General features: G+C 57.0%; 9 protein-coding genes. 2 read left to right on the top strand and 7 right to left on the bottom strand.

The features are described from left to right. From EPIR_RS19090 to EPIR_RS12345, 5 genes are all read right to left on the bottom strand, one after another. The coding region (locus tag EPIR_RS19090) for a non-ribosomal peptide synthetase (protein ID WP_048697450.1) at positions 1-5167 on the bottom strand (5167 nt) is incomplete at its 3' end. Between the two features lie 98 nt (positions 5168-5265). Next, entirely contained in the window at positions 5266-8811 is a 3546-nt protein-coding gene (locus tag EPIR_RS19085; RefSeq protein WP_023655755.1) for an AMP-binding protein, read from the bottom strand. 474 nt (positions 8812-9285) lie between these two features. Then, positions 9286-9474: a YpfN family protein gene (locus EPIR_RS12355; protein WP_023655754.1), complete on the bottom strand. Its 189-nt coding sequence runs from the start codon at positions 9472-9474 to the stop codon at positions 9286-9288. A 10-nt stretch (positions 9475-9484) separates the two neighbouring features. Beyond that, positions 9485-10612, bottom strand: a complete 1128-nt coding sequence (dapE, locus tag EPIR_RS12350; protein ID WP_023655753.1) for a succinyl-diaminopimelate desuccinylase — start codon at positions 10610-10612, stop codon at positions 9485-9487. A gap of 2 nt (positions 10613-10614) precedes the next feature. Beyond that, complete coding sequence (locus EPIR_RS12345; RefSeq protein WP_023655752.1) at positions 10615-10998, bottom strand: ArsC family reductase; 384 nt, start codon at positions 10996-10998, stop codon at positions 10615-10617. A gap of 408 nt (positions 10999-11406) precedes the next feature. On the opposite strand from EPIR_RS12345, the gene EPIR_RS12340 reads away from it, so the two are divergent. Further along, positions 11407-11601 carry a hypothetical protein gene (locus tag EPIR_RS12340; RefSeq protein ID WP_023655751.1) on the top strand — a complete coding sequence of 65 codons (195 nt, stop codon included), beginning with the start codon at positions 11407-11409 and terminating at the stop codon, positions 11599-11601. A gap of 86 nt (positions 11602-11687) precedes the next feature. On the opposite strand, the gene EPIR_RS12335 is transcribed toward EPIR_RS12340, so the two are convergent. Next, on the bottom strand, positions 11688-13289 hold the full coding sequence (locus tag EPIR_RS12335) for a colicin-like pore-forming protein (protein WP_023655750.1): 1602 nt from the start codon (positions 13287-13289) through the stop codon (positions 11688-11690). Positions 13290-13840: 551 nt separating this feature from the next. Here EPIR_RS12335 and ypfM point away from each other — a divergent pair. Then, positions 13841-13900 carry a protein YpfM gene (gene ypfM / locus EPIR_RS18750; protein ID WP_004158969.1) on the top strand — a complete coding sequence of 20 codons (60 nt, stop codon included), beginning with the start codon at positions 13841-13843 and terminating at the stop codon, positions 13898-13900. Between the two features lie 94 nt (positions 13901-13994). Here the strand turns inward: ypfM and acrD are convergent, their stop codons facing one another. Continuing rightward, positions 13995-17108, bottom strand: a complete 3114-nt coding sequence (acrD, locus tag EPIR_RS12330; RefSeq protein ID WP_023655747.1) for a multidrug efflux RND transporter permease AcrD — start codon at positions 17106-17108, stop codon at positions 13995-13997. Between the last annotated feature and the right edge of the window lie 82 nt (positions 17109-17190).

Genomic DNA, 17190 nt, shown 5'->3' with positions numbered 1-17190 from the left:
TGGCGGCCAGCTCGGCGAGGGTGCGGGTCGTAAACAGTGCCTGCACGCTGGCGGACAGCTGCAGACGGCGCAGCCGCTCCATCAGCCGTACCGCCAGCAGCGAGTGGCCACCGAGGGCGAAGAAGTTGTCAAAGCGGCTGACGCGCTCCACGCTGAGCAACTCTTGCCAGATCCCGGCCAGCACCTGCTCGACCTCGCCCTGTGGTGCTTCAAAGGCGCTGCGGGCAAAGGCGCTGTCGTCCGGCCCCGGCAGGGCGCGGCGGTCAAGCTTGCCGTTGGCGGTCAGCGGTAGCTCAGGTAGGGCGATATACGCGGCCGGGATCATCCAGGCGGGCAGGCGCGTTTGCAGATGGTCGCGCAGGGTTTCGGCCAGCGCGTCGCACGGTTGATGCAGGGTGACGTAAGCGACAAGCTGCGGTTCGCCATGCTGCGTGCGGGCGATCACCGCCGCTTCACGCACGTCCGGATGTTCATCCAGGCGGGCGGCGATTTCGCCCGGCTCGATGCGGAAGCCGCGAATTTTCACCTGGTCATCGTTACGGCCAAGATACGCCAGGCTGCCGTCGGGCAGGTAGCGCGCCAGATCGCCGCTGCGGTACATCCGTGCGCCCGACTGTGGGCTGAACGGGTCGGGCAGGAAGCATTCCCCGGTCAGTTCGGGTTGGTTGATATATCCGCGTGCGACGCCCAGTCCGCCAATATAGATTTCGCCGGTTGCGCCCGTCGGCACCGGCTGCCGATCGTCATTCAGCAGATAAATGCGGCTGTTGGTAATCGGCTGTCCGATAGGGATATAACCTTCCTCGCACGGGCGATCCACTACCCAGGCCGTGGCGCAGACCGCCGCCTCGGTCGGGCCGTAAGCGTTAAGCACGCGGGTGCGCGGGCCAAGCGTATTGAGCAGTGCGGCGCTCGGCGCTTCTCCGGCAAACACCAGGCACCCGGCGTGAGCCAGCGGCGCAGCATCAACGCCCCTGAACAGCGCCGGAGGTAGCGTGGCGTGGGTGATCCCCTGCTGCTGAATAAACAGCATCAGCATGGCGGCATCACGGCGCACCTCTTCCCCGACCAGCGTCAGTCTGGCCCCCTGACTGAAGGCCATCGCCACCTCAAATACGCTAGCGTCGAAGCTGATGGAGGCAAATTGCAGCACCCGGCTATCCGGGTTGACGGCCAGCATCTGCTGCTGGGCAAAGCACAGGTGAGTCAGCTGCTGGTGTTCTATCATCACCCCTTTGGGGCGTCCGGTGGAGCCGGAGGTGTAAATGACGTAGGCGAGATGGTGCGGGGCGACGGCGCAGCCGGGGTTTTCCGCCGGCCATGCGTCGTCGTCGGACGCGCGCTCCAGCGCGATGGCGCTGAGCGCGGTGTCGCCGAGGGCGGCGCGTCCGGCCTCATCGGCCAGCAGCAGCGCGGGGCGCGCATCGTCGAGAATATACGCCAGGCGCTCTCCGGCATAGGCGGGGTCGAGCGGCAGGTAAGCGGCACCGGCCTTGAGGATCGCCAGCAGGCCGATCATCAGCTGCGGCGAACGGTCGGCGCACAGGGCCACCAGGTTGTCGGGCTGCACGCCTTCGGCCAGCAGGCGGTGGGCAAGGCGGTTGGCGCGGGCGTTAAGCTCGCCGTAGCTGAGCGTACCGCCATCCCAGGCCAGCGCCACGGCGTGCGGGCTGCGGGCGGCATGCTGCTCAAGGTGCTGATGCAGGCAGCGCGTGCCGGGGTCGTCCGGGGTGACGTTGGCGTCCAGCAGCAGCCGGCGGCGCTCCTCTTCCCCGAGCATCGGCAGGCGCGCCAGCGGCTGCTGCGGCTGTGCCAGCATCGCTTCCAGCACGCGCAGCAGATAGCCGGCGTGGCGCCGCGCCGTGTCGGCATCAAACAGGGCGGTGGCATAGCGCAGCGCGCCGTGGATGCCGTGCGCGTCGTCGACCAGCGACAGCTCAAGGTCGAACTTGATGCGGGCGTAGGCGTCCGGCGCGGGACTGATGAGCAGGCCGTCAAGCGCGAGCTGCGCCGGGGCGGTCTGCCAGGCGAGCAGCACCTGGAACAGCGGGGCGTGGGCGAGCTGGCGCGGCGGGTTAAGGCGCTCCACCACCTGCTCGAACGGCAGCGCCTGATGCATCTGGCCGTCGAGCACCTGCCGGCGCACCTGTGCCAGCAGGGCGGGCACGTCGGTATCGTGCTGCGGGCGGATGCGCAGCGCGAGGGTGTTGACCAGGAAGCCGATCATCGGCTCCAGCTCGGCGCGGTCGCGGCCGGCGACCGGGGTGCCAATCACCATGTCGTCGCAGCCGGCGAGGCGGCCGAGCACCACCGACCAGGCGGCAAGCACGGTCATATAAGGGGTGACGCCGTGCTGGCGGCTGAAGCGGCGCACGGCATCGCTGAGCTGCGGCCCGAGGTCGACGGCTTCCGCCGCGCCGAGGTAGCTCTGCTGCGGCGGTCGCGGCCGGTCGGTTGGCAGCGGCAGCAGGTCGGGCGCGCCGTGCAGCTGCTGATACCAGTAGCCGGACTGCTGCGACAGGCGCTGCGGGGTGAGGCAGCGGCGCTGCCAGGCGGCATAGTCGGGGAACTGCAGCGGCAGCGGCGGCAGCGTGGCGACCTGTCCGGCGCGGCGGGCGTTATAGCAGGCGCTCAGCTCGCGCCACATCACGTCGACCGACCAGCCGTCGGAGACGATATGGTGCTGGGTGATCAGCAGGCAGGCGCGGTCGCCGGGCAGCAGCACGAGGCGCGCCCGCACCAGCGGGCCGAGCGCCAGCGAGAAGGGCTGATGGGCCTCTTCTTCGCAGAGCCGCTGCAGCTGCGCCTGATGGTCGGGCAGGTCGCGCAGGTCGTGGTGCACCAGCGGCGGTACGGCGTCCGGGGGCAGCAGGCGGGCGAAGGGCTGTCCGTCCTGCTCGCTGAAGGTCATGCGCCAGGCCTCGTGGTGGGCGAAGAGGTCGCCGAGGGCGAGGCGCAGGGCGTCGGCGTCGACATCGCCGTGCAGGGTAACGGCAGCGGGCATGTTGTAGGTGGCGGGGTCGTTGTCGAGCTGCCAGAGGAACCACAGGCGCTGCTGGGCAAAGGAGAGCGGCAGCGGCTGGTCGCGGTCGGCGTGGCCAAAGGCGGGCAGCTCGTCACGGGAGGCGTGGCCGGCGGCGACGGCCATTTCAGCCAGCGTCGGGTGGGCGAAAATCTGCTGCACCGTCAGGGCGCTGCCGGACTGGCGCAGGCGGCCGCTGAGTTTCACCGCCAGCAGGGAGTGGCCGCCGAGGGCGAAGAAGTCATCGTGGCGGCCCGGGCGGCTGACGCCGAGCAGTTCGCTCCACAGGCCGGCGAGGGCCTGCTCGGCATCGCCGCGTGGCGCTTCGAAGTCGGCGCGGGCAAAGGCGTCGTCGTCGGGGGCGGGCAGTGCGCGACGGTCAAGCTTGCCGTTGGGGGTCAGGGGCAGGGCGTCGAGGGTGAGCCAGGCGGCGGGCACCATATAGTCGGGCAGACGTCCGGCGAGGAAGTCGCGCAGCGCGGCGGCGGACGGATTATCGGCCGTCGTGCGCGGGACGACGTAAGCGACAAGGCGCGGCTCGGCACCGGTTCGCAGCTGTGCGGTGACGGCGGCCTCGCGCACGTCCGGGTGCTCGCTGAGGCGTGCGGCGATTTCGCCCGGCTCGATGCGGAAGCCGCGAATTTTCACCTGGTCATCGTTGCGTCCGAGGTAAATCAGGTTGCCGTCGTTGAGATAGCGGGCGAGGTCGCCGGTGCGGTACATGCGCGCGCCGGGCAGTGGGCTGAACGGGTCATCAAGGAAGCGCTCTGCGGTCAGTTCTTGGCGATTGAAGTAGCCGCGCGCCACCCCGGCACCGCCGAGATAGAGTTCGCCCACCGCGCTAAATGGCACCGGATCTCCCTGTTCGTCAAGCACGTAGGCGGCGGTCCAGTCCATCGGCCGGCCGATAGCAATCTGGCTGCCGTCGTAATTATCCGGGCACGGCCAGAAGAGCGCATCGATCGCCGCTTCTGTGGGGCCATACATATTTCTGAACGCCACGCGTGGTAATACCGACTGGCACTGTTTCAGATGTTCCGGCGTCAGCGCTTCGCCACCAAAAATCACCAGCCGCAGCGGGCTGGCGTTGTCAGCCGACTGGGTTGCAAGGAAAGGTGCCAGCGTTGAAGGAACAAACTGCGCGATGGTGACTTTTTCACGCGTAACAAGGTCGGCCATACGCTGCGGATCCTTAACGTCCGCATCGCTGGCCAGCGCCAGTTGAGCGCCGCACTGTAGCGAGCAGAAAATCTCCCAGACGGATAGATCGAAATTGAAGGTGGTTTTCTGCAGGAAAACATCATCAGCGCAGAAGCCGTAGGTTTGCTGCATCCAGTCAAGGCGGCACTGCACGGCAGCATGGTCCAGCATCACCCCTTTTGGCTTGCCGGTCGACCCGGAGGTGTACAGGATATAAGCCAGATGTTGCGTGGTAAGTAAGATCTGATGGCGTTGCGGGTTATCTTGAGGCCAGCTCCCCGGCAGGCTGTTGTCCAGCGACAGGGCTGGGACATCCACCTCGCCCAATGCTTCACGTCCGGCATCATCATGCAGCAGCATGACCGGCTGGGCGTCTTCAATAATATAGGCCAGTCGATCGGCCGGATAGCTCGGATCAAGCGGCACATAAGCGCCGCCCGCTTTCAGGATCGCCAGCAGAGCGACGATCATCGACGGACTGCGCGACACGCACAGCGCAACACGGCGATCGGGGCCGACGCCGGCCTCCATCAGATAGTGCGCCAGCCGGTTAGCGCGGGCATTCAGCTCGCCATAACTGAGCCGCTGTTCACCGCAGGTCAGTGCGACAGCCTGCGGGTTAGCGGCCGCCTGCATCTCAAACTCATCATGCAGGCAGCGGTCTGCCGGATAAGGCCGGTTCGGCTGGTTTAACGTTTCCAGCAGCAGGGTACGTTCTGCGGCAGGCACCACGCGCAGTTGACGCACGGGAGCCAGCGGCTCTTTCTCCAGTGCCGCAAGCAGTGAGGCGAGCGCCTGGGCCATCCAGCCACAGGCGTGTTCAGGATCGATCTCAGATGTCATCTGCGCGCTCAGGCCCAGCGACAGGCCATCATCATCCACGGCCATCACAAAGGGATAGTTGGTGCGCTCTTCACCGCTCAGCAGGGTGGTGCCGGCTGGCATGGGCAGGCTGCCATCGCTTTCCTGATTATGACGGTAGTTCAGCAGGGCGCTGAACAGCGGAGCCGGGGCGGCAATACCGCTACAGCGCTGCGCCAGCGTCAGTGAAGCAGCTCTGCGGTCAGTTTTTGGCGATTGAAGTAGCCGCGCGCAACCCCGGCACCGCCAATCCAGATCTCCCCTACCGATCCGGGCGGCACCTGCTGCATCGCCTCGTCCAGCAGGTAGATTCGGGTATTGGCTATCGGGCGACCAATGGTCTCGCTCATCGCTCCGTCCCGCGTATAGCGGTGCCATGTTGAATAGGTGGTGGTTTCCGACGGGCCATACAGATTGCACAGCTGCTGAATGTGGGTTTCAGCAAAAATCCGTTTAATCAGGCTGGCACTCAGGGCTTCGCCCGCCAGGTTCAGGCTGGCTAATGCTTCAGGGAACTGCCGGTTATTCAGCAGCGCCTGGGCGGCGGAAGGAACGGTGTTCAGCAGCGTGATATCACTGTTGGCGGTCAGCGCCAGCGCGTTTTCACCGATATGCACCGCCGCGCCGCGTATCAGCGGAGCAAAACATTCATATACCGAAAGGTCGAAGTTAAGCGAGGTGGCACTGAAGGTGCGCATCATCTCCGGCTGACTGAATACGCTTTGGCTCCAGCAGAGGAAGTTAACCATATTTTCATGGCTGATCATCACGCCCTTCGGCTGCCCCGTCGAGCCTGACGTATAGATAATGTACGCCAGGCTTTGTGGCGTCAGGGCAGGATGGTTCAGGCAGGGATTATCTGCGGAATAATCGCGCAGTAGAGCCTCGTCCAGAGCCAGCGTGGTCACCGAAGAGGTTGCCATCGTCTGCCTGCCCAGCGCATCGGTTAGCAGACAGGCCGGCGCGGCGTCCTGCAGAATATAGTGCAGGCGTTCGCTGGGATAGGCGGGATCGAGCGCGACGTAAGCCGCTCCCGCTTTGAGGATGCCCAGCATGGCAATAACCATATCCACCCCGCGCTCAAGGCAGAAAGCGATACGATCCTCAGGTGAGACGCCGCGAGCCAGCAGGCAATGAGCCAGCTGGTTGGCGCGCTGGTTAAGTCCGGCGTAGGTGAGTTGCTTCCCGCCGCTCACCAGCGCAACGGCTGTGGCACTCCGCGCTGCCTGGGCTTCAAACATCTGCGCCAGGTATTGCGCCGGGAGGGGAGCGCTAGCGGGCGCGTTCCAGCTTTCCAGCAGCTGGCTGTCGGAGGCTGTCAGTAGCGGTAACGCCGCTGCGGGCATGTCGGCATTATCGGTGCGCGCCGCCGCGCTCAACAGCACTTGCAGACGAGGCGTCAGGCGCTCTGCTTCTTCAGTGTCCAAGAAGCTGGCGTTATACAGCCAGCGTATAGCGTTAAGCTGGCTGTTGTATTGCAGGGTCAGCAGGTGACCCGGTGAGTCATCTGTGTCCACCATGCCAGCATTTTCCACCACGCAGAGGGTGAAAGCGCTCGCGTTCTCACCGTTGCTTTGCAGCCACTCCGCCGGGCAGGGCAAATGACTGAGCAGGGCGCTGTATTCCTCACCAACGGTATCGGCGATATGACTGAATGGTAAGGAGAGATCGACAGGCACGGTAAACGGCAGCGTCGAAGCAAACAACGCTCCAGGCGCGGGATAGGCTTTTGAGCTTAACCGTACGCCGATTTGCGGCGATGTCTGCCCGGTGTCGCGTGCGATATAAATCAGCCAGGCAGTAAGCAGTGCAGGCAGTGCGTCTTCCCTTGCGGTATCAACGGCCGCCCACTCCGTTGTCTGCCAGTGTGGCTGAATATGGGGTTGTTCAGGCCGGGCCGCTGATAACCAGCTGCCGTCACGCTGCTTCAGACGCTCGATCCACCAGCCCTGGTGTGCAACAGAGCTATGCCATTGCTGGGTTAGCTGTCGGGCTTCATTTTCGCTGATAATTTTCAGCACCGATCCGGGACTGATACCTGATGCCTGCGCCAGGGCAACCGGGCAGCAGGGGGTGCCGTCCAGAGAGAAAAAGCCCTGAATGTGCACTGCGCCATCGGCGACGGCAATGTGCCAACCCAGGCTGTCTACCGCCAGCAGCGTACCCGGCGCAGCATCATCCGGTTTAGCCAGCGGATCTATTTTTCTGAAGCTGACAAGGGTGTTATCCAGCCATATTTTACTGACCGGCAGCGGGCTGTTGCCCGCGCCGACCCACTGACCGGCATAAAACTGGCTAATCAGCTGATTAACCGGCCTGTCCCAACGCAGTACACCGGCATCGGCCGGGCGACGGCGCAGGGCATAAAAACTCTGCGCCAGCTGCGGATGAGCGTGTAGTCCGGCTAATTCATCCAGCCGGTAAAGCGGCATGTCCGCTGCTTCAGTAAGCTGTTCGAGGAAAAAGCGCAGCTGGCTGCCAATGGCGTCGAGCTCTCCGGGCCGATGCCCTTCAATCGCATCATCCAGCAGGATGTCTACTTCACCCTGCCGGGAGTCGCCCCAGAAGGTAAAGTGCATATCGCTGCTGTCAATATGGCGTCCGAAATGCGCTTGCGTTTGGCAGTTCTGGAAGGATGCGCCCTGGTCAAACAGCATAATATTGACATGCGGCCCGAACCCCTGTCGGGCGCTCAGCCCGGCGTGGCGCTGGATCGCCTGTGCGCGGTAACGCTGATGTGGCAGTACCAGCCGCAGTTCTTGTTTAACCATTGCCAGAATTTGCTGCAGGGTGGCATGTGCAGGGAGATCGAGGATCAGCGGAACAACGTTGGAGGTCATACCCGGCTGGTCGGCGTTCCAGGTGCCTTTCACCGGCAGGCTGAGACTGACAGTTTCTTGCCCGGTGAGATGGCGCATCAGCAGCGCAACCGCACTGAGATAGATAACAGGCTCTTTGACTTCCTGCTGGCTGGCCAATGACAGTATACGCGCGCGTTTTTCTTCCTGCAGGTGCAAGATATGACGTACGTTGAGCGATCTTCTCTCCTCGCCAATAATACGTTGCGTCATGGCCGCCGCTGGCAGCCTGCTGACGTACTCCTGCCAGAATGCGGCATCGTCCTTGCTGGTTGAGGCGGTAAGCCAGGTTTGCTCCTCATCGGCCAGCGAGGAAGCATTCAGCCAGGGAAATGTCGGCAGTGATGAACCGCTCAGTAAGGCGTTATAGCTATCGGCCAGCAGTGAATTAAGGATTGTCCAGGATCGTACATCGAGCAGGCTGTGATGGAACCAGGCTACGAGGCAATAGCGTTCGTCGCCAAGCTGCCAGAGCCTGAAGCGGGAAAGCGCCCCATCCGTGCATCTGTTGTCCGGCGCGTTTTGCGCGACTTGCTGCTGACACGCCGCTTCTGGCGCAGCGTGGTGACGTAAATCGGTCAATTCCAGGGTTACCTGGCTATCAATAGTGCGCTGCTGCCATAAAACGCCATCCTGATACAGCAGGCGCGTTTGCAGCAGGGGAACCTGCTGACCCAGATGCCCCAGCGCTTGTGACAGCTTATCAACGTCCAGCTGCCCGTTGATTTCCAGTGAAAATGAAAGCCAACAATTCGCCTGCTGATGCGTCTCTTCTATCAGGAAGATTTCTTCCTGCGCGAGGGTTGATGGGGTCAGTTTCAGGTTATGACTGTCAGAAGTAGAAGGTAAGGCTGGGGTATTCGCATTCATATTGATGTTATGACCTTATTTATCGTTTGCGGTATTTAACGTGCACGGCGTAGCGCTAAGGGGAGAAAGGTATCGATATCGCTTGATCCATATCGACAGCTCTTCCCTTTTCATTGGCGGATCGGGCCTGCATGGATACGAATTAAATGTTTCGAAGTGGTATGTAGCGTGCGGGAAAATAAGTGACGTAAACAGGCTATCGGGGGGGGTAAACATCCATATTCTCCAGGTTTTATCGATAAGCGAAGCTTAAAATCTATGTTCAACTCACTAAGGTTCAACCGTGGCGCGTACGCGCTATTAGCTAAATGATGGGTGGTAATACATAAGAAAAAATTCCATTTCAGAGGTAATTTTTTTATTCGCCGCATTGGGCAGTGGAGTGAGATTTAACCATGTTGATGTGACCCCGGTCAGTTTTCCGGGGTTGAGGCGGGGGGAGTTGTAAAGAGAGAGGGATCGGAAAAAGAGAGATTATTGCTTCTTCGGCCAATCGTCTTCGTCATCCCATTTATCATTGAAATCACGATGCGGAGGCAGATCAGGCTTGTTTTCCATATACTTTTTCGGATCGATGCGTTTCAGATCTTTATAGACGTTCATCAGAATGCCGACCATCAGCAGGATCACCAGAATCCACCAGTACTCTTTTAACCATTCCATCTTTTCACCTTTAAGCGATCAGCTGTTCCATAATCCGCTGATACATGCGGCTGAGCAGCTGCAAATCGGCGGCCTTCACACACTCATCAATCTTATGAATGGTGGCGTTTACCGGCCCAAGCTCTACGACCTGTGCGCCCATACGCGCAATAAAGCGCCCATCGGAAGTACCGCCGGTAGTGAGCAGCTGGGGCCTGATTTCATTATAGTGCTCAACCGCGTTGACCACCGCATCGACAAGCTTACCCTTTGAGGTCAGGAACGGTTGGCCGGAGACTTTCCACTCAATGCTGTAACGTAGCTGATGGCGATCGAGCAGCGCCTGTACCTTCTGCTGGATCATGACATCGGTTAATTCAGTGCTGAAGCGGAAATTAAACTGCACAAAGCAGTCGCCGGGGATGACATTGTTGCTGCCCGTACCGGCCTGCACGTTGGCGATCTGCATGCTGGTTGGCGGGAAGAATTCATTGCCTTTGTCCCATTCGGTGGCTACCAGCTCATTCAGAGCGGGCATGACACGATGTACCGGGTTGTCTGCAAGGTGTGGATAAGCCACATGACCCTGTACGCCGTGGATCGTCAGATTGGCGGTGATGGAACCACGGCGACCATTTTTCGCCACGTCACCCACCACTTCAGTACTGGAGGGTTCACCGACCAGGCAATAATCCAGGCGTTCATGACGTGCCATCAACGCCTCTACCACTTTTACCGTCCCGTGTGTGGCGCTGGCTTCTTCATCCGAGGTGATCAAAAACGCCAAACGCCCCTTATGCTGTGGATGGGCAGCAACAAAACGTTCAGCGGCAACCACCATTGCCGCCAGCGAGCCTTTCATATCGGCCGCACCACGGCCATACAGCATGCCGTCGCGGATAGTCGGCTCAAACGGTGGATTGCTCCAGCGCGTTACATCGCCAGCTGGAACCACATCAGTGTGACCGGCAAAGGCCAGGGTTTCTCCCTTGCCACGCCACGCCCAAAAATTAAGCGTATCGCCAATATTCATCGGCTCAATGCTGAAGCCCAGCGCCTCCAGGCGAGCCATTAAGATGGCCTGGCAGCCGGCATCATCAGGGCTGAGGGAAGGGCGACGAATAAGCTGTTGCGCCAGCTCAATGACCGGACAGTACATAGTTATGACTTCTCCTGAAGAAACGCCTGATAAGAGGATTCGCTAAAGCCCAACAGCATAGAGCCGTCGGTGGCACGGAGCAATGGGCGTTTAATGATTGCCGGATAGGCCAGCATGAGCGCCTGCGCGCTGTCCGCATCGTTCACCGCCGCACGTTCCGATTCGTCCAGTTTCCGCCAGGTCGTCCCACGCGTATTGAGCATCGCTTCCCAGCCCAGCTTAGCGATAAAGCCCTGGAGCCGTTCCGCATCAAGCCCGTCAGCGCGGTAGTCATGGAACTGATAATCGATGCCGCTGGTATCCAGATACCTGCGTGCCTTCTTTATTGTGTCGCAGTTTTTAATGCCGTATAGCGTGAGCAAACTTTGTTGAGCAGGGTCTTTCATGAAAATTTACCTTTTGAATCATATAAGGTTCAAAACAAGCATCGCCTGAACCCGCCGCAATCATGGCTAATCAATGATTGGCAAATAATGCCTGACTAGTGAATTTCGATCCACACTGTGTACTTATTTCCGAGTACAGCGGCCCGTGCATTAAAGGCTATGGATCTTGTTGTCAATGCGGGTTCAGAGGCAGAAGGGAGTGAGGTTAAGGATTCGGATGGGGAATTAAGGGGGAGAGTTGTCATGCCAAGTGAATAACCAGGATTTTTACGCCTTGTCCGGTTAACGCTGACTGATGTACCCTTTTGTTTTATGGGGCTTTCAACTATATTTTGATCAATCAGGTGGAGCATCATCACTACCCGTATCACTCAACAGGGCGAGAACCTGTTTCAGAAGGAGCGCGCGATGAACTATATGACAGAGTCTGCCGCACATGCGGTTGAAGAAACACGTTCGACTATCGTATTGACCCGCAAAAAAGCCACCCGCTGTACGGAGTTTACTCATATCGTCGAGATGGTTTTACAAGAACATCCGGATGCGAAAACCCATATCGACAGCGATAGCGGGGGCTATGACAAGGTGGTTATTCTCAAATAATCTTTCCTCCGGCCGCTGCGGCGTGCCGGTCCGTCCGATTTCTTCATTCGCAGCGGTACACGGGGTGATGCTTTATCAATACTCGCTTAAATACCTAATCTCCGGTTTATTTTTTCTACAAACTTATCATTAAGTAAAAATCCTACCAGCGTCATCATTAAAGCAAATCCTAAAATCCCCATTGGAGTTCCAAGCAGGATACTGTATGCAAAAGCCGTCAGAAAAGTGGCCCCCTTGCCGATGGCCAGAGTTTCCAGTTTTACGTAAAAGGGTCGCCAGTTGTTGGTATTAAGCGCTTTTCTCAACTCTGCTACCGTCTCATAAGCATCAATTCCGCTACTGACCAGACCAAATCCCTTGCTGAATCTGGCGAAGTTTTTCGTCATTTCATCATGGGTCAGAGATTCAAGCGCCTTGCTAATCGCTTCCTGATCTTTGACACTGAATTTTTTGTTCAGCACATCCTTATATTTATCAAATGCCCCCAGCGCTTCATCCGCGTTACGTATCTGCTTTCCTTTGACTTCCCATGCCAGTTCTTGCGCAATTTCAGCTGACTTCTGCCCCCACTTCTCAGTCAGTTCTTTATAAAAGTCTGAAGTGAATTTAATGGCAGCGAGCATTTCTTCATTTTCTTTATCTTCATCCCTTTTTCGTTTAGAGGGGGAAAACGGACTTAATACGGGTGGTCGAAGCGGAGATATTTTTATTGGCAAGATGGGCGTCAGTGCTGTCGGTTTTTGCAACGCTAAATCAGGATTAATGGTCAGGAACGGGGATAGTGGTGGTTCAATCACAACGGGTTCAATAAAAATGGGATCAACGATGGCCGGTTCCGGGGCCATAGGTCTAATCGCCACCTCAGTCGCCGGTTTTTTAACATCATTTACCGGGGTTGATGGGGTATTATGTTCTTCCCGATCTTTTAAAACTTGTTCATTCTTTTCAATGCGCTCTCTCTCTTTATTAAGGCGGGTTGTCTTGTCAATAATATCATTACAAATGATATTCACCCGATCTAAATAGGTGACAAGATTATTTTTCTCTTCCATTTCTTGCTGAACTTTGGGTAAGTAAAGCGTATTCCAAAGCGAGATAATATGGCGATAGACAGGACTGATGCTCAACACGAAATCAAATACAAACGGACGAGCATCGCGGAAGTTTTGCATTTTGACATCGTCGCGTTGCACAAATTGCTCAAACGCCGTGGCGGCTGCCTGCGTTCTGATACTCACATCTTGTCCGGCTTTATTTTTTAGCACGATATTTGCCTGCAATGCCGTGACGGCCTCTTGCAATGCAGTCGTTGCTACCTTGAGAGCGGCGTGAACAATCGGCCCTGATTTTTGTAGTGAATCCAGTAAGCTAATCGAGTCATGCACGATCTGTTCATCATCGTGGTGATGGGAATTCCTCGCTTTGGTGATGAGTTCATTGATTTGCGTTTGTCCTTCCCTGATCGATTTAAGACTATGATGACCCGGCTTATTCGGATCGTAATGGGTGACGGGGCCAATCCCGTGCGACATTGAGCTATCCATGCCGGGCCAGCCCACATAAATTGGGCGTTCGTTTTTGATGCCTGTAAGGGAACCCGAACCGACAGGACCGCCAGTAATTGTGATGATGACATGTCCGTCGGCGCCGTAGGGTACGCCATTTCTGTAATAAGCGGGAGTTGCCATTGATCTCTTCCTTGTATAATCAGGCCAGTTAAATTCAATTTTTATTTGCGTGCGTTCGTGATGTGAATAGTGACGAGAGAATTAATTTATGTTTCAGACTGATTTCTATTGATGACTTTATTCTGAAATTTATCGATAAAATGCTGTTCAAAGTTTGTATACGGATTGGGGTTATTTTCCTTATTCCTTTATGAAGAATGGGGTGATGATGTTGGACGGTAATATAAAGAGTTGAGGATAAGCCTTAAAAGGATCTTTCCCCCATCAATAAGTAACGTTAACAATATAAACTTTATCATGACAACAAATCCCTTTCCTCCTTTGCGCAGGGATCTCGTAAAATATCTAGTTGGCTTTGCTGTTCGATATATATCATCCCGTTTATAAAGAGAACGTTTTAACTCATGGCGAAATGACTTCCGGCACTCTTCAGTCTCCGCCGGAGATAGCGGGTTATCGCTGGCATCTGCAAAAAGCCACTGTCGAGCGATATATCTGGCATTTTTATAAGGTTAATCTTAAAATGCAGCGGAAGTAAAAGAGGAGTGAAGATGATTGATTTAGAACTGGGGAACTGGAAAGACTTCATTGAAGAGATGTTACGTAAGTAACACCGTCAAGAAGAAAGTGCAGTATCATATTGATCTGCTTCTACTTTCAGAAAAATAACAAAAGGCAGCCACCAGCGGGCTGCCTTTTTTGTTTTTACCGGACTTTAATTTTTAACGGGAAGCGGCGTCTCACCATGACAAAGAACAGGGGAACAAAGAAGACAGCCAGCACCGTGGCGGAGATCATTCCACCTAATACGCCAGTACCTACCGCATGCTGGCTGCTGGAGCCCGCTCCCTGGCTGATTGCCATTGGCAGCACGCCAAAAATAAACGCCAGTGACGTCATCAGAATGGGGCGCAGCCGCTGGCGCGATGCCTCCAGCGTTGCTGACACCAGTTCCTGTCCACGGGCATTGATCTCATTGGCGAATTCCACAATCAAAATGGCATTTTTCGCTGACAGCCCGATAACCGTCAGCAATCCGACCTGGAAATAGACATCATTTTCCAGCCCGCGCAGCCAGGTGGCGATCAGGGCGCCCAGCACCCCCAACGGCACGACCAGCATCACCGAGAAGGGGATTGACCAACTTTCATAGAGTGCGGCCAGGCACAGAAATACCACTAACAGAGACAGCGCATAGAGCGCCGGAGCCTGCGCGCCGCTCATCCGTTCCTGCAATGATGCGCCAGTCCACTGCAAACCGATACCGGCGGGTAACTGGCTGACCAGCTTTTCCATCACGTCCATTGCTGCACCATTACTGATACCCGCCGCCGATTCGCCGACAATCTCCAGCGCCGGGTAGCCGTTATAACGCTCAAGACGCGGTGAGCCGGTTTCCCAGTGCGAGCGGGCGAAGGCGGTAAACGGCACCATGCCACCGCTATTGTTGCGAACATACCACTTGCTGATATCGTCAGGCAGCATGCGGAACGGTGCATCGGCCTGCACGTAGACTTTTTTTACCCGACCACGATCAAGGAAGTCGTTAACGTAGGACGATCCCCAGCCTGTTTGCAGCGTGGCGTTAATATCGTTAAGGGACACGCCCAGCGTTTGTGCCTTACGCTGGTCTATATCAATGCGCAGCTGTGGGCTGTCATCCAGTCCGTTATGGCGCACACGCGTTAGCGAGGGATTTTTCTGCGCCATTTCCAGCAGCGTATTGCGTGCGCTCATTAATGCGCGATGCCCGAGACCCGCATTATCCTGTAACTCCAAATCAAAACCCGCAGAGTTACCCAGCCCGGTGATTGCCGGCGGGCTGCTAGCTACCACTTTTGCCTCATTGATGCTGCCGAATGCTTTGGTGGCACGTTCGATAATGGCAAAGGCACTGTTCGCACTGCCATGTCTGGCCTGCCAGTCCTTCAGGCGCACAAAAAGACGCGCAACGTTTTGCCCATTCCCCCCCGGCCCTGAGCCCACGGTGGCAAATACGGATAGCACATTATTTTGTTCATGGGTCAGATAGTAGTGTTCGACTTTTTCCACCACTTTCATCGTCTGTTGCAGAGTGGAGCCTGGTGGTAATTGAACCTGGGTGGTGAAAATACCGCGATCTTCCAGCGGTAGAAACGAGCCGGGCAGGCGAACAAACAGCAATGCCATCACACCGAGTAATGCCAGATACACCACCAGCCAACGTCCGCCTTTAGCGAGCATTTTTCCCACGCCGTGCTCATAGCGTTCGGCATTGCGGTTAAACATGCGGTTGAACCAGCCGAAGAAGCCGCGCCGCTGGTGATGGCTTCCCTTTGGCACCGGCTTGAGCAGGGTCGAGCACAGGGCCGGGGTAAGGATCATCGCCACCAGTACTGACAGTACCATTGCGGAGACGATGGTGACGGAGAACTGACGGTAAATCGCACCGGTGGTACCGCCAAAGAAAGCCATCGGCACGAATACTGCCGACAGTACCAGCGCGATGCCAACCAGCGCCCCCTGAATCTGCCCCATCGATTTACGCGTGGCGTCACGCGGGGAAAGGCCCTCTTCCGTCATGATACGTTCGACATTTTCGACGACAACGATGGCATCATCGACCAGCAGGCCGATTGCCAGCACCATTGCGAACATGGTCAGCGTATTGATACTGTAGCCGAAGGCATAAAGCACGCCGAAAGTACCAAACAGAACGACCGGAACGGCAATCGTGGGGATCAGCGTGGCGCGGAAATTTTGCAAAAACAGGTACATCACCAGGAAAACCAGCAGTACGGCTTCAAACAGGGTTTTCACCACATCTTCAATCGATGCCTTCACAAAAGGCGAGGTCTCAAAAGCGATCTCGGCTTTCAGGCCGTGGGGGAAAAAGCGTGACAGCTCGTCAAGACGGGCGCGTACTAAAGTATCGGTTTGCAGTTCATTGGCACCTGATGCCAGTTTGATACCCAGGCCGGAGGCGGCCATGCCGTTGTAGCGACTGAGGTAATCATACTTTTCTGCGCCAAGCTCAATGCGGGCGACTTGCCCCAACGTCACCACCGATCCATCGGCATTCACGCGCAGGGTTATCGCACGAAATTGTTCCGGCGTTTGCAGTAACGACTGTGAGTTAATCGTGGCATTGAGCGCCTGGCTGATCACCGATGGCAGGCCGCCTAATTGGCCAACCGCGACCTGACTGTTTTGCGATTTAATCGCATCTACAACTTCCGTGGTGGTCAGCGCATAGTTAATCAGCTTGTCAGGGGCGAGCCAGATACGCATCGCATACTGAGAGCCGTAGGCATCCACCTGACCAACGCCGCTAATGCGGCTGAGTGGATCTTGCAGGTGGCTTGCGACATAGTCGGAGATGTCTTGCCTGTCCATACTGCCGTCGGTCGAGACGAAAGCCACCATCAATATATTGGTATCGCCGGTTTTATTGACGGTAACCCCTTGCGACTGTACATCCTGAGGTAATTTACGCAAGGCGGTTTGCAACTGATTTTGCACCTGCTGGCGTGCTTCATCCGGATTAGTACCGGCGACGAAGGTCAGGGTGACGGTCGCCTGGCCGGTATTACTGCTCTGTGAAGACATATACATCAGGTTATCGATGCCGGTCATGTTTTGTTCAATCACCTGGGTAACGGTGTTTTCCAGGGTTTCCGCTGAGGCTCCGGGATAATTAGCGGTGATACGAACGTTAGGCGGGGCCAGATCGGGATATTGTTCAATTGGCAGGGAGACGATTGCCAGCCCGCCGGTTAGACACAACAGGATCGCCAGTACCCATGCAAAAATAGGGCGGTCGATAAAAAAATTCGCCATCGCAAAAAGACTCCACAGCTGTTAGCCGAATAAATAAAAGCGTACTCTGTTTATCGCTCACCGTGGGCATATTGAGTCTGGT

The organism is Erwinia piriflorinigrans CFBP 5888 (assembly GCF_001050515.1).
Classification (GTDB): domain Bacteria; phylum Pseudomonadota; class Gammaproteobacteria; order Enterobacterales; family Enterobacteriaceae; genus Erwinia; species Erwinia piriflorinigrans.
The sequence above is the reverse complement of the archived record's forward strand: the minus strand, read 5'-3'. Positions and strand labels throughout refer to the sequence as shown.